15 protein-coding genes are annotated in these 14,429 nt (G+C 41.4%); 5 read left to right on the top strand and 10 right to left on the bottom strand.

The window, feature by feature from the left end; translation table 11 throughout:
* Positions 1–13: 13 nt before the first annotated feature.
* The 5 genes from BWD47_RS01605 to dapA form a co-directional block, all read right to left on the bottom strand.
* Entirely contained in the window at positions 14–259 is a 246-nt protein-coding gene (locus BWD47_RS01605) for an acyl carrier protein (RefSeq protein WP_054554554.1), read from the bottom strand.
* Between the two features lie 25 nt (positions 260–284).
* Positions 285–542, bottom strand: coding sequence for a phosphopantetheine-binding protein (locus tag BWD47_RS01600; protein WP_036972123.1), 258 nt, complete (start codon positions 540–542; stop codon positions 285–287).
* The gene (locus tag BWD47_RS01595; protein ID WP_036972125.1) at positions 539–1,324 is read right to left on the bottom strand and encodes a 1-acyl-sn-glycerol-3-phosphate acyltransferase; all 786 of its coding nucleotides are present in this window, start codon (positions 1,322–1,324) and stop codon (positions 539–541) included. The genes BWD47_RS01600 and BWD47_RS01595 overlap by 4 nt, the downstream gene beginning before the upstream one ends.
* A complete protein-coding gene (locus tag BWD47_RS01590; RefSeq protein ID WP_075593228.1) occupies positions 1,314–2,027 on the bottom strand; it encodes a beta-ketoacyl synthase chain length factor in 714 nt (237 codons plus the stop codon). The genes BWD47_RS01595 and BWD47_RS01590 overlap by 11 nt, the downstream gene beginning before the upstream one ends.
* Positions 2,028–2,133: 106 nt before the next feature.
* Entirely contained in the window at positions 2,134–3,048 is a 915-nt protein-coding gene (dapA, locus tag BWD47_RS01585; protein ID WP_036972127.1) for a 4-hydroxy-tetrahydrodipicolinate synthase, read from the bottom strand.
* Positions 3,049–3,207: 159 nt separating this feature from the next.
* Here dapA and BWD47_RS01580 point away from each other — a divergent pair, with 159 nt between their 5' ends.
* Both BWD47_RS01580 and BWD47_RS01575 read left to right on the top strand, forming a co-directional pair.
* Positions 3,208–3,861: a DUF6058 family natural product biosynthesis protein gene (locus tag BWD47_RS01580; RefSeq protein ID WP_036972129.1), complete on the top strand. Its 654-nt coding sequence runs from the start codon at positions 3,208–3,210 to the stop codon at positions 3,859–3,861.
* A gap of 244 nt (positions 3,862–4,105) precedes the next feature.
* Positions 4,106–7,885, top strand: a complete 3,780-nt coding sequence (locus BWD47_RS01575) for a S8 family serine peptidase (RefSeq protein ID WP_075593227.1) — start codon at positions 4,106–4,108, stop codon at positions 7,883–7,885.
* Between the two features lie 45 nt (positions 7,886–7,930).
* Here BWD47_RS01575 and dkgB read toward each other — a convergent pair whose 3' ends face one another.
* Both dkgB and BWD47_RS01565 read right to left on the bottom strand, forming a co-directional pair.
* The gene (gene dkgB / locus BWD47_RS01570) at positions 7,931–8,746 is read right to left on the bottom strand and encodes a 2,5-didehydrogluconate reductase DkgB (protein ID WP_036972132.1); all 816 of its coding nucleotides are present in this window, start codon (positions 8,744–8,746) and stop codon (positions 7,931–7,933) included.
* A gap of 325 nt (positions 8,747–9,071) precedes the next feature.
* On the bottom strand, positions 9,072–9,296 hold the full coding sequence (locus tag BWD47_RS01565) for a hypothetical protein (RefSeq protein ID WP_206770714.1): 225 nt from the start codon (positions 9,294–9,296) through the stop codon (positions 9,072–9,074).
* 258 nt (positions 9,297–9,554) lie between these two features.
* Here BWD47_RS01565 and BWD47_RS01560 point away from each other — a divergent pair, with 258 nt between their 5' ends.
* Both BWD47_RS01560 and ykgO read left to right on the top strand, forming a co-directional pair.
* Positions 9,555–9,806 (top strand): type B 50S ribosomal protein L31, encoded by a 252-nt coding sequence (locus BWD47_RS01560; RefSeq protein ID WP_036972134.1) that lies wholly within the window; start codon positions 9,555–9,557, stop codon positions 9,804–9,806.
* 20 nt (positions 9,807–9,826) lie between these two features.
* Positions 9,827–9,961 carry a type B 50S ribosomal protein L36 gene (ykgO, locus tag BWD47_RS01555; protein WP_065979009.1) on the top strand — a complete coding sequence of 45 codons (135 nt, stop codon included), beginning with the start codon at positions 9,827–9,829 and terminating at the stop codon, positions 9,959–9,961.
* A gap of 21 nt (positions 9,962–9,982) precedes the next feature.
* On the opposite strand, the gene BWD47_RS01550 is transcribed toward ykgO, so the two are convergent.
* Positions 9,983–10,372: a cytochrome b562 gene (locus tag BWD47_RS01550; RefSeq protein ID WP_075593226.1), complete on the bottom strand. Its 390-nt coding sequence runs from the start codon at positions 10,370–10,372 to the stop codon at positions 9,983–9,985.
* A 146-nt stretch (positions 10,373–10,518) separates the two neighbouring features.
* On the opposite strand from BWD47_RS01550, the gene BWD47_RS01545 reads away from it, so the two are divergent.
* Positions 10,519–11,562, top strand: a complete 1,044-nt coding sequence (locus tag BWD47_RS01545; RefSeq protein ID WP_075593225.1) for an ABC transporter substrate-binding protein — start codon at positions 10,519–10,521, stop codon at positions 11,560–11,562.
* Positions 11,563–11,599: 37 nt separating this feature from the next.
* Here the strand turns inward: BWD47_RS01545 and BWD47_RS01540 are convergent, their stop codons facing one another.
* A complete protein-coding gene (locus BWD47_RS01540) occupies positions 11,600–13,225 on the bottom strand; it encodes a di-heme oxidoredictase family protein (RefSeq protein ID WP_075593224.1) in 1,626 nt (541 codons plus the stop codon).
* Positions 13,226–13,268: 43 nt separating this feature from the next.
* Positions 13,269–14,420 carry an imelysin family protein gene (locus tag BWD47_RS01535; RefSeq protein WP_075593223.1) on the bottom strand — a complete coding sequence of 384 codons (1,152 nt, stop codon included), beginning with the start codon at positions 14,418–14,420 and terminating at the stop codon, positions 13,269–13,271.
* Positions 14,421–14,429: the final 9 nt, after the last annotated feature.

Raw genomic sequence — 14,429 nt, 5'->3', positions numbered from 1 at the left:
TGTACTTTATAGCTTAAGAAACGAGCTTTTCTACTTCATTTACAACATCTTGAACTGTACGCACTTGCTTAAACGCATCAGGTTCAATTTTCTTGCCCGTGATTTCACGCAATTTCACTACTAAATCAACGGCATCAATACTATCAAGATCTAAATCTTGATAAAGGTGTGCATCTAAACTGATGTCATCAGCGTCAATTTCAAATTCATCAACTAAAATGCCCTGTAAAACGTTGTAAATATCAGCAGCGGTTTTCATGCTTTTTCCTACTTCTAAGTCTGTATTATGATGTGTGTTGGTTTATAAAATTAGCGAGTGCATCAACAGATGCAAAATGTGCTTTTGTTTGTTCTGAGTTGGCATCAATTTTTACGTTGAACTCTTTCTTAATTGCAAGACCAAGTTCAAGAGCATCAATGCTGTCTAAGCCTAAACCATCAACAAAAAGAGGTTGATCATTTTCAATATCATCCACGGTAATATCTTCAAGATCTAAGCTGCTAATGATTAGTTGTTTTATTTGGTTCTTTAGTTCAGTCATAGGTGCCTGAGTTCCTCTGAAAAGTAATGCTGTAAATCACGGGTTAGTTGGCGTGCTTGCATTGCAGGTTGTTCGTTATTATAAAATTTATCGCCTGTAAAGGCGTGCTTTGCAAAGCGCATAGTAAAATGAGCTTTTGTAGGAGCAACACGATACCAAGGTGTGTCTTTCGTTAACGTACTTGGTTTCATATTGATCATGACAGATGTAATCGGTGCTTTGCAGCGCGCAGCTATGTTTGCCGCTCCTCGTTTAAACTTAAGGGGATCACCTGGCGTTGTTCGCGTGCCTTCTGGAAATATTATCAGGTTATTGCCCGCAGCCAATGATGCTTCGCACTCATTTAATAACTCCTGAGGATCTTCGTTGCTAATGTACCCAGTCCCTTTTATAACACCGCGCATAAATGGGTTTTTAAATAAATGCGCCTTCACCACACAATCGGCATGTTTAATCACCGAAATAAGCACAACAACATCAATTAAAGAGGGGTGATTTGCCAATACTAGCTGGCCTTTTAACTGACTAAAGCGCTGTTTATCTTCAACAGAAAAATGGATAACGCCCATGTAGTGCATCAGAGCAACAAAAAATTTAAAACTATAATGTACGGTGATACGCGCTTTTTGTTTTTGCTTGTGCTTACACGGTTCTAGCACTCGCTGAAGTGGCAACACCAACAACGTTAAAACGACACCACCGACACCAAACACAGCAAAACAAAACCCTGTTGCGATAATGCGCCAAATTTGATTGAGTCGCTGAAAAAGTTTAGCCACCATAATGTTGAAGCATCCAAGCTGATTGTTGATGTGAAAGTAGTGCACTGGATTCCTTGCTTGATAAAGCCTGTGCTAATTGGATGCTGAAAGGTAAAACTGAGTCCGTATTACCGGCATCAGTGCTGCCCGATAATTTAGTTAACTCAAAATAAGATTCGCCTTCAACGTAAGGAGATAATACAAAAGCCACACTGTGATCGATTTGCTTCTCATCTGCAAAAGGTAAATACTCTTCAGGCAGCACACTTTCAGTGTGCGCTACTAAAATACAATTTTCGATACCAGATTGAATACGGGCGTACCCATCGATCAGATTGCTTATTACACTGTCTTGACCACCGGCAATCGCATTCATAGGCGCGGTGTTATTTTTAATAATTGAAAAAATACCGGTCGCAGCATTATGCACACTGAGCCCAAACGCTGTAGGTGACAGCGGCTCTTCTTCAACAAGCGCATGTAACAAATGGGCCGTCTTTGGCAGATCACCATGACGAGAAGAAAAATTGATAGCAATGTGTGAATGTTCAGCTTGTGCTTGTTGCAAAGTATGCAAGGCCATTTTCATAAAAGGGCTGAGTCTTCGCCGTTGCATAGGTGCAACCCAACTGAGGTCGAGGTCGCAGTATGTATGTTGGCCTAGTTCTGCTATTTGCTGCTCGGGTGCAACCCATAAACACAAATTATTAACAACAAATTTCACAACTTTTATTCTTATAACGCCAAACGATTGCTAATTTTACCCATTAGCAACAAAAAAGTAAAACGTTGGCGCTTAAATGTATCCAAAATTAAGCGCCAATTCATTTTTAGCGTAAAATAACATCCTTTTCGGCTAAAAGTTGAGCTTTATCTCCCACAATGTCAGCAACATTTAGTTCATTAATATAGCCTAAACCCACTTCTTGTTGTGCAGGTGATAACGGTACGTAGGGTAAGCGGAATACCGGATTGACGGCTCCCGTCATCATTAATGCTGTGTTTATTGCGATTGGGTTTGGCTCACAAAACAACCAGTTCATTAATGGCTGTAGCTTGGTGTTTAATGCATCATTTTTTTCGTCCATTAATTGACGAAACAAACCTGGGATCAAGTTAGATGTCACTGAAATAACACCGTGTGCGTTATAAATATGACGCGCATCATGGCTTTCATCATCATTACCTGACCAGCATGCAATACCTTGTTTTTCGTAATGTGCAATACGCTCATTGCCACCACACTCTTTAACACCAATAAAGTTTTCGTGCTGCGCTAACGGTTCAATAATATCTGGGGTTAAATCTTGCCCTGTGCGCCCTGCTACGTTGTAGATAAATGCTGGGCCAATATCAAGTAAACGCTTAAAGTGCTCTTTTACTCCAGCCAATGAAGTACGTCCATAATACGGGTTAATTTGCAATGCTGCGTCCATTCCCGTTGCAAAACCATATTCTGTCGCTTTGATAGCTTCGCGCGTGTTATTGCTACCTGTGTTACCCACAATAAGTAAACGAGATGAGAATTTACTGACACTGTGTGCAATAAGCATCAAGTGCTCTTCCCAATTCATTAGTTGGCCTTCGCCGGTTGTACCACCTACAATAATACCGTCAACACCCGCTGCGATTTGTTGTTCAACAAGGTCATCATAGCAGGCAAGATCAATTTCACCGTTGCTTAGGTAAGGCGTTTTAATTGCAGTGATCAAGCTTGCTTGTTTAATTGTTTCTAGGCTACGCATAACTATTTTAATGTTTGGAAAATTTGCGCTAGTTGTATCATAAACACAGGCAATTTCCGAGTAATGTAACGTAATAAATAAAAAACTTGTGAAATGGACAAAGTTAAGACAAAATTAAATACTGTACAAATAAACAGTATTTATTGTGAGTGACTGATAATGCAACTTTCTAAATTCTTGGCAACCTACTTTTATACCACAGAAGAGCTGTGTCAAACCCTCTCGATTGATGAAGATACACTGGGAGCATGGCAGCAAAGTAGTCTATTTCCAAAGCCGAGTTATTGCTTGCAAAGCCAATTAGAGTGCAGCTCTTATTCTGGCATTTACCAATGCGAAGAATACCAAGACTACTACCCTCGCGGTGCCGCAAGTTGGGGTCAGCTAATCATCAAACATGATATTAACTCATCATGCCAAGCTTTTAATTATTTTGCCCAACATTATTCGGCACAATTAAGTAAGCTCACTGAGCAAGGCTTTGCAATAGATGAAGAATTATTTGGCGCTGAAATTGACGAGCATTTACAACAAGTGTGGCAACAATTCTTGTGCAGTAAATATGGTGTCTTGACCCAAAATGGCTTAGTAGAGGAAGCTGTTCAGCTTGATGTCGCCAAATTACTTATTGATGATATCACCGAACTACGCACTAAAACGGGCTTATCTGCTGATGAACGCCAAGCTCTTCATAAAGCATTAAAGCTAATGAACCGCGCATTGAGTCATGGTACAGGCAACGAAGGTAAAAATACGCTTCGCTATCGTTACATTGATAGCGTGGTTGCTAAATACGATTTATCGGTAAAATAGAGACAAACACTCCCTTTCCTCTTCTGAAAATGAAGGGTAACTGAACACCTGAACAAGGTTGCAACAATGTATACATTGTTACATTTTGGTTAATACACTTTGGTACATTTGTTTTGTAGGTTTTCATCTTTTTAGTCGTTAGATTGATGTAGTTGAGTTATTTCTTTTGTCATTTTTGCAGTTTTGACACCCTTGTAATAACTCCTCTATTCAAACTAATCACATCATAATAAAGGATAAATAGATGAAACCTTTTCCAAGGCTGGGTCGATTAAAAGCGACCTACTTGGCTATGCTCGGTTTGAGCTTAGCGCAACCAGTAGCGGCACAAAACACTGCTTTTACAAATAAAACATCCGCTGATGCCCTAACATTTACGTTAATAACAGGCGATAAAGTGTCTGCCATTGTTAATAAAGATGGCCAATTAGGCGGTATTCGTCTGCTAAATGCTGATGGCTCTGATGCCTTCACCAGTATTTTTAAACGGGGAAATAATACGTATGTAGTCCCTGCTCATGCGCAAGCATTTGTTGATTCACAGGCAATTGATTTAGAACTTTTCAACATCAACAAATTGTATGAATCGGGTTACGACGATGCGTCTACTAATGCTTTACCCGTTATTGTTGAATACCGAGACGGGACGTTAGCCGGCAGCGCCGTGCCTAAAGCATTGTCTGGCATGTCATTAACAGGTGAAATTGAACTAATCGACAGTGCTGCCTTTGCCATCACAAAAGAAAACGCCGCTAAAACATGGCAGTCTCTTATTGCTGAAGCAAATGTTGAAGGTATTTGGCTAGATGCCGTTGTCCATGCTCACAAAGTAAGCAGCGCCAATACGCTGACCCCAACGGTGCCATTAACGGGCGCTTATGGTCAATCAGCTATTAATTATAATGGTGCAGGCATTAAAGTCGCAGTGCTTGATACGGGTTACGACATTGAACACCCAGACCTACAGGGTCGCGTAATTGCATCTCGCGATTTTACTTATTCAAGCAATGGCGTTGATGATATTAATGGTCACGGAACTCACACTGCTTCAACGGTTGCGGGGAATGGTCATGAATCAGATGGTAAATGGGTGGGTGTTGCACCCGCTTCGGATCTCATCATAGGCAAAGTACTTAGTAATGTGGGTTCTGGTTCAACATACGGTATATTAAGTGGTATGCAGTGGGCTGTGCTTTCTGAAAATGCCGACATCGTTAATATGTCTTTAGGTGGTACAGCTACAACGTGTAGTGGCCCACTTGTAGACATGGTTGAGGCACTTAGCGACAAAGCATTATTTGTTATTTCTGCTGGTAACAGCTTTACGCGCGAAACGATCGGTTCACCCGGTTGTGCCCCAAGCGCACTGACTGTTGGTGCAATAGACCGTGAAGGCAATACAGCGTCGTTTTCATCACGCGGCCCGTCACCTGATGGTCATTCAGCAAAGCCTGATATCGCTTCGCAAGGCGTATCTGTTGTTGCTGCAGCATCAGGTGGATTAGGCGAAACAGCCTATCGTGTTTATTCGGGTACCTCTATGGCTGCACCACATGTTGCTGGCGGTGCAGCTCTGGTTATGCAGGCGCGCGGTGACTTAACACCAAAAGAGTTAAAAGACGTGCTTACATCATCCGTATTTAGCGGTGATTCACACGTGCTTGAGCAAGGTGCCGGCGCAATGAACGTTGACCGCGCAATTTCACAAGCTATTGTAGCACCCGCAAATAGAGAGCTTGGCTTTTTCCAAAACGCTATCAATGATGAGCTTACGCATACACACGTAACCTTAACAAACACGTCTGATACCGACATTACGCTGAAACTAAAATTAGACCTACTTGGCGAAGACGGTAAAACGCAACTTCCAGCAACACTTGCTGGCTTAGATGCAAAATCAGTGACTGTTCCAGCGAATGGCGAAGCACAAGTACCTATGTGGATTGACCCAAGTGTTGCACTTAATAACGGTGCTTACGGTGCCATTACAGGCCGTATCACTGGTACAACGGTCAGTAATTTAGACCAACAAGTTACTGTGCCTGTATCATTCTGGATTGACCAGCCTCAGGTTAATTTAACCGTTAACCTAACAGACCGCTGGGGGCACAATGCAACGTCACCATCAAAACTTTATTTAATTAATGAAGAAGATGATTGGGGCAGTATCGTTAGATTAAATAACGGTAAAGCCGATATCAATGTACCTGCGGGTTATTATACTTTAATCGCAAATATCATGACGTTTGATAACCCTGACTCTAACTCGGGACTTGTTGAGTCAGCGGCACAAATGGCAGTGCTTAACAAAAAAGTAGATGGCGCGACTGAAATTAACTTTGATGCGCGTAATGCACAACAAGTGACCTTTAAAGCAGAACAACCCCTTGATCCACAAGGTTACTCATTCGGTTTTACATACGCACTTGATGATGAAAAATCAGCCAAGTTAGCAGCTATCGAGATGGCGCCTGACTATGTAAATGATATGTATGCTTGGTCACAAGGTCATGACAGTCGTTTTCGCTCATTTATTACAACCCGTGCAGTTGCACCAGAAACCACTGTAAAAATGCAAAATGGTGTCGAGTTTGATTACATCAAACAAGGCCTTGCATTATCGTTCCATGGTGAAGGTTCAGCAGAAGTATTACCTGTTGGTGATGCCGGTTATAGTACCGACTGGAGCCAATTTGATCTTGATGGCAAAATTGCTTTAATCGCAAACCCTAACTACCTAACCAATTACATGGTCGGGAATGCAATGAAGCATGGCGCTACGGGTGTTATTTTTTATCGTCCGGGGCGTGAAGGCCGATACAAAGGCACCGTGACTGGCACACCAAAAGTGCCTGTTATTGGTATTAGCTCTGAAGAAGGCGAAGCGCTAATGGCCGAGATTGAAGCGGGTAATAATATTATTACTTGGTCAGGTGTTGCTGCTGAGCGTTCACCTTATGCTTATTCAATCAACCACATTACTGATGGCCATATTCAGTCTGGTCAAATTAATATTGCCGAACACAAAATGCATAAGATTACGGCGACGTATCACTCACAAAATGATGAGCGTCCTGCATGGACCGATGTCATGGCAATGACCAACAGTACGGGAGAGTTTTACTCAACGGGCAGCACACAATTGATCATGCTTCCACAAGTACGTGACGAGTATTACACCGCGACAGCCAAAAATGGCTGGACAAATATTGTCATGCCTAACCATAAAATTGAAAGCGCTGGGGCTTATTTTGATGGGCCAAGAGCAATGACTGAAGGTGCACAAGAGACGACCTCATGGTTCAAAGGTCCACGTGGCGGTGCTTTAGGTAGCAGTGGCGCGCCTATTATCACGCGTGATACCAACGTGCTTCATTTTAACCTTGCCTCGTTTGGCGATGCAGCTAATCACGATGGTATTTTTGGTTATATTGGCAGCTCAGCGTTTGGCTTAACTTTAAATGGTGAGCCTGCATCTCCTACAGAAGGGGCATTAACACTTGAGCCGGGCGATCATCAAATTACTCTAGGAATGCGTTCATATGCACGTGGTGTTGGCGAGCGTTCACCTGTAAATGATAGCCTTGGTTCACTGTACCTAGGTTATTACACCTTTACTGCTAACGAGTACCAACAAGGTGTGCAACCCGTACTTGTACCTATGATTGATTTACCTGTTGACATCAACAACACAATGTCAGTAGGTGAAGAAGCAAAAGTGAAGCTCACAGGGCTACTTGATGGCGTCGGCGACGTTGCATTAGCGAATGTGCAATTCCAATATGCATACGGTAAAGAATGTACCATTGAATCGGTGCCTGCTTACATCTACTGCCCTGTGTCAGAAAAATTCTCAACAGAGAACTGGCAAGATGCGAAAGTAGAACAAGTGGATGGTGAATGGACAGCCACAATTCCAAATACAGGGAATACAGGTGAGTTTGTTCACATTCGAACAGTGATCTCAGACTATGGTTCAAGCTCAGCAGAGCAAATTACCATGCGTGCCTACATGTTGAAATAGTAAGTGCTAGAAGAGTAAAGCCGCCATTAAGGCGGCTTTTTTACTTTAATAATCCCAATCAGGTGCAAAATCAGGATTGGCTAGGCGCTTATGTTTGTCAAGCGCATCAATTCTGTCTAAATCCTCGTGATCAAGTTTTACGGAATCATCAAAATTGTCCGCTAAATTTTCTCGCTTCGTTGATGATGGAATCGTCGTCATCTTATGTGCATTTATCCACGCAAGGACAACTTGAGCAGGGCTCGCATCATGCTTTTTAGCTATATCAACAATCACGTCGTCTTTTAGCACTTCACCCACGGCAAATGGCATATAAGCCGTAACATGAATACCCTGTTGCTGACAAAAAGCGCGTAACTTCGTGTTCGTCAGATAAGGGTGTACTTCAATTTGATTAGTAAATATTTCCCTCGCGTCAAGGGTCTGCATGGCCTCTTTTAGATTAGCAATTGTGAAGTTTGAAACACCAATGTGTTTTGCTAAACCCAGCTCTTTTACTTTTTTGAGCTCGGTTAAGTATTCACTCATTTTTTCTCCGTTAGACGCAGAAGGCCAGTGAATAAGTAATAAATCAACATAATCGAGTTGAAGCTTTTCTAAACTCTGCTTTACGCTCTCAATAAACTGAGCGCTGTTAAGTTTGTCATTCCAAACCTTGGTTGTAATAAAAATCTCACTACGAGGCACAGAGCTGTCTTTTATCGCTTTACCGACGTGCTCCTCATTACCATAAATTTGCGCCGTGTCGATGTGTCTAAAACCGATATCGAGTGCCATTTTCACTGAATTGTAAGCTGTTTTTCCTTCTAGGCGAAACGTACCGATACCTAAATCAGGCATTTCAATAACATGGTGTGACATAACCTCTCCTTTTGAAGTATTGGTTATACCAATTTGCTTAATTAAGAGCGCTATTTTGACGCAGCTAATCTCAGATTTAGCAGCTCAAAATGATTAAGTATTACTGCAAATTGGTATGATGAGCTTACTTACTTCACTGAGGCCAAAATATAAAGTTTCAAGGTGGGTTTTAAAATTAGTCAACTTTTTGGGCGAGATAATGAGTAGTAACTAAGCATTACTAAACATGCCTATCACCATGAGAGTGAGGAAAACAAACAGTTTTTAAGCTGGGCTAGCAATGCATTTTATATTTTAAGTCATACATTAAAATGTGATTAAAAGTCTAATCTAGGTGCTCATATTGACCACGATACACTTCAAAGGTTTTCACTACCGTATGCTGTTCTTTCGTTAAGTTATCAAACCAAGTATCAAAACGTTCATCGTCTTCTTGTTCACTCAAAGCAAGATACTGCGCTAACAGTTCAATGATATCGTTATGGCTAAATAATAACGTATCGACGCGGTGTGCAAGTGTAGAATGATCCTTATCACGAAGCGTATTCATTACATTTTGGTCTAACTGCTCAGTTTGAATTTCATCGTTCACTGCCTTACTCCTTCTCTTTGTATAAGCGCGTATACCTAGTTATAACAGCCTTCAAGACAATAGCCAGTTTTTTGAATTCAACTGCTTAAGGATTGCTCACACTGCTTATTTTTAATGCTATTTAGCATACATAAATAAGAATTGTTTTTATCTTGAACATTCCCTATATTTACTTTATTATAATTGATACATTATCACATAACATAAGTTAAAGAGATGAAACCTAACATTCACCCGGATTACCAACAAGTGGCTTTTCACGATACAGCCGCAGACAGCTACTTTATAATTGGTTCAACAATTAAAACATCACGGACAATCGCGCTAGAAGGTAAAACATATCCTTATGTACCAATTGATGTATCAAGTGACTCGCACCCATTTTACACCGGTAAACAAAAAGCGGTGGCAAGTGATGGTCGTGTCGCCGCATTTAACCGTCGCTTCAAAAACCTAGCAAGCAAATAACCGCCTAATACGGACCAAAAATGAAAGTACTGAGTTCTTTAAAAAGCGCTAAAACTCGTTCTGGATGTCAAATAGTAAAACGCAAAGGGCGTCTTTATGTGATCAATAAAGAAAACCCGCGTTTTAAAGCCGTTCAGGGTAAAAAGAAACGTTAAAAAAGGTGCTTTAGCACCTTTTTATTTACCAAATAATAACTCCCAAAAACCTGGTGGCTCATGAAGTTCATGGTATTTTTTTCGTAATTGATCAATTGACTTAAGGGGGGCTTTTGCAGCTTCTAACCCCTGTACTTCTGCAAGCTGCTTCGCGGATATTGCTTGCTGAATAACTTTATCAAGTCCCTCTAAAGATTCACTTTCATGCTGTTTAAAATCAGCCTTTTTTGCTTTCTCTAGTAGATGAATAAACTCATCGAGGGCTGTATTAAAAGAGTCTAGATCAGTAGCGCGCACTGAGTTTTTATAAGCCAGCCCCATATTTTTCATATTAGCTTCAAGATCCAGTGGTGCATCTGCCATGCTACTAAGAGAAAAAAGTGTCAAAAAGCACACAAAAAGCGTTTTCATGTTGAGCCCTATTTAAGAATAATGTGCCAATTATACGCTTTAAAAAGAGTGAAACCTAGCCTCCATTTAAGCCAAAGAGTGGGTCGTAACCCTCTGGTATTAACTGTATAATCGATTAACTCTCACTCTTTAATTTATAAAATATTATGTTAAAAACCGTGCTATTCATTGCTTTGCTGACTTTCTTACCGAGCACCTATGCACAATACAACGTTATATTTATCAATCCGGGGCATGCAAACACCAATGTTACCGGTCCGTTTTGGTATGAAGTTTCACAGTTAATGCGCGATGCAGCCGAAGATTTTGATCTGAACTTGACCATTCATTATGCAAATAGAAATCATATACTGATGAAAGAATTAGTGGCTGATGCAGTAAAACAATCACCCGATATGCTTGTTCTTGTAGATGAAAAAGGCGTATTGACAAAGCAACTTTTAAATTTACCGGCTTTTAGTACCCCTATTTACTTTTTACTTAATCGTCCAACTGACAACGAACTACGCGCTCTCAAAAACAAAGGGATTAACATTGCTGGCAGTGTTGTGCCAGATAACGTTCAAGCGGGACACTTACTGGCAAAACAGCTCATTTCTAAAGCCCAACTACCTGCCAGTATTTATGCTATTAATGGTGATCACACGACCCCTGCCGCTCTGGATCGTAAAACAGGGCTTGAAGCGTTTACTGCTCAACATGCACAAGTAAACATTGCAGCACAAGGTGTTGCTAATTGGTCATCGCCACAAGCATACCGACAAAGCTTAGGTCTATTAACTCATCATCCAGATATTCAGGTTATTTGGAGCGCTAATGATGCGATGGCATTAGGAGCCATTCGCGCATTAAATGAAAAAAAACGACGCACCGATGTGCTCGTTGGCGCAATAAACTGGCCACTCAGAGCCGCAGCTGAAAAAATAGATGTGTGCATCGGTGGGCATGTAACACTTGGTGCACTGGCAATGATCAATATTCATGCTATTTTGGCAAATTATGAGCACAAGGTTTTACATCAAAAAATTGCTATTTTTAGACCTCACACACAAAAAACCTTGAAGTTAGTTGAGCAAATTCATAGCAACACCCTAGCAATTAACTTTAAAGTATTTAGTAAAGAGCACAAGACCCCCCTTTTATTCAGCATTGAATCATTAATGAATGAAGCAAGCGAAAATGCACTGTAAAGGGCATTTACAGTGCATTTTTAAAAGAGGTTAAAAGCTATAGTGATTGTAAAAAACTGATTAATTGCTGACGTTTAACACTTGAAAGCTCAGTAAATTCACGCTTACTTTTTTCAGCTTCGCCGCCATGCCATAAAATAGCTTCTTCAAGCGTTGCTGCACGGCCATCATGTAAGAAACCAGCGGCAGGGTTAACTGTTTTCGTTAAACCAATCCCCCAAAGCGGACGCGTTTTCCACTCACGGCCTGTTGCCATAAAATCACGACGTTTGTCTGCGAGCTCTTCACCCATGTCATGCAACAACATGTCGGTAAATGGCCAAATTTCTTGCCCTTTTACTGCCGCAGGCGCTGCAACACCGCCCAGTAATAAAGCGGCACCATTTGCGGTTACAAAACGAGGCGTATGGCAACCAGTACAGTTTAAATCATCGAATAAACGTGCACCGGCTTTAACACCTTCGTCTGCTACATTACGACGTGCTGGCACAGCAAGTGTTTCTGCGTAAAACACGACCGTATCAGCAAACTCATCACTGGCTTCTGGCAATCCTTGCTCATCAGAACCAGTATCTTGATAGTTAGTACGAGATAAATAACTTTCGTGCATTAATGTATTGGCAATGCTTTCTTCAGGGAACAATGAGTTCGTTACCCCCATGTCACCACGCAGTGCACCCAGAGATTGCTGTCTGACTGATGGTGTACTGGCTTTCCAACCAAATCGTCCAAGTGATACAGGGTTTTCATCACCCGCTTGAGCCTTAACAGCATCAAATACCCAGTTTGCTTTACCAGAAATTCCATCGTTGTCGGCATCATCGACATCTTCAAGCGCTAGAATATCTTGCTCTTCAATCGCTTCAAGCAATCCAAGACCAAAGACAGGCATACCATTACGGGCACTAAAACGTACATCTTCATTGGCAAGGGCACTTAAACTGAAGTTTTCAGGTGAGTCCCATGCATTATCGATAGTAAATATCGGCTTTTTCAACGTGACAGTACTGCCATCTGGGTAGCTAAACTCCGTGTAATCATAGCTTAGATATACATCAGCTTGGCCACCAAAATTATGCGTTTGCCAGTCTTCACGGGCTTGTAAAATCCCCCGGTGAAAGAGTTGATCCCCAAACCCTTCAACGCCTGTAACCTGACAAAAATCATTGATATTACTTGGCATTTCACACACGCCATCGGCTAAGCTAACGCGTAAAAAGATCCCAGCATCATTCGCTAACTTCACAGTTTGCTGTTCACCGGTTGGAACAATAGTACTTGGGCGACCATCTCGTTGGTGACAAGCATTACAGTTATTGTTATTAAAAACTGGCCCTAAACCATCGAGTTCCGGGTGTGCATCATTCGGGGCTGTCGTAAAGGATGTTTCAAAATTAGCATCGCCAGTTAAGTGAATATCGCGTTCTGAATCACTTAAATTAGGCATAGGTGTAGAGAAACCATGGCCTGAATTATTGGTATCGAGGGCTGTCGCATCACCTGCCAACGCAACGACATCAATATAATTTGGATCCGTTTCGCTACTTGTCGGTGGTGGTGTGGTCGTTTCGGTCGCGCTTTTATCGCTGGTTTTACTTCCACATGCCACTAAAGATAAGGCTGTGAAAGCAAATAGAATTGGTTTAATTGCTTTTACATTCATGACGGTATCTTGCAAAGAGGGGAAGCAAATGCTTCCCCAGCGATTATAAATTCCACTCTTTGATAAGTGGCACTACTTCTTCTTCAAGGGTCGCTTGTAATTCACCTAACGCATCAATCGCTGTTTGAATTCGAACGCGACCTGCATCATCCTTAATCGCTTGTCTAAATGGCATATCATCTGCACCTGCAATGGCATCAATCGCTGCAATCGCTGCTGTAATTTGAGTTTCAACTTTCGCTGCTAGCTCAGCGTCACCGGCAGTAATGAATGCTTTTAGGCCTGGGCTGTCGTTTTCATCGCTGAATGTGCCTAAAAACACATTTTGTACACCAACAATGTTGTTGCTAAAGTCGGTTAATGAGTTCCAGCTATATTGTGATTCAACCAATGATGTGTCAGCTGTGTCTTTGCTAGTACCAAATGGTTCTGCAATTTTACCGTTACCTACCTCATCAACAATACCGATAACACCATTGACTAACTCTTCAATAACACCTAACTCAGATGAGTATTTATCATTACCCGGCGTTAATAAATAATCTTTATAAGCAGGTTCATCATCCGCATTTGCTGATATACCCCATGCATCAACAAGGCTTTGTGTATGAATATTGAATACTTCAGCACATGCAATTAGGTATTCCATTTCACGCACAGTCATTTCATCAATTGACTTATCGTTATCTTCAACGCCATTACCGAATAATAAGAACTCCATAGTGTGGAAACCTTGTACACCATCTTCAAAGTTCTTTACATTATCAGCCGAGAACGTTGTGTTACTTGCAAGTAGTGCTTCTAAATCAGCTGTATTCAGTGGCCAAGTATCAAGGTGTGGATCAATTGATAAGCTATCAACAGGACCAAAGATATGCGACTCACCTTGCTCCCAGAATACACGTGCATCTTTCCATGCTTGTTGAGCAGCAAGCAGCGCGGCTTCGTTTTTGTTTTCTAATAATGTCAGTGTCGCATTATGTAAAACAGCCGCCTTGCTGTTTAGCATTTCATAACCATCTACAATCACTTGCTCAGTTATGTTTTCAATTAAATCTGTTGCGTCATAGCTAAAGCCTGTTACTTCAGTAACAGGTGTGCTTGTATCTGAAGAATCGTCCGAAGAAGACGAACCACATGCAACAAGTGTTGACGCTAAAATGACAGCTGTAATGCTGTTTAATACAGTTTTCATCCCAAGATT

The sequence above is a fragment of the Pseudoalteromonas sp. PAB 2.2 genome (genome assembly GCF_001938575.1).
GTDB lineage: Bacteria > Pseudomonadota > Gammaproteobacteria > Enterobacterales > Alteromonadaceae > Pseudoalteromonas > Pseudoalteromonas lipolytica.
Note: the sequence above shows the minus strand (reverse complement) of the source record. Positions and strands in the feature narration are given on the sequence as shown.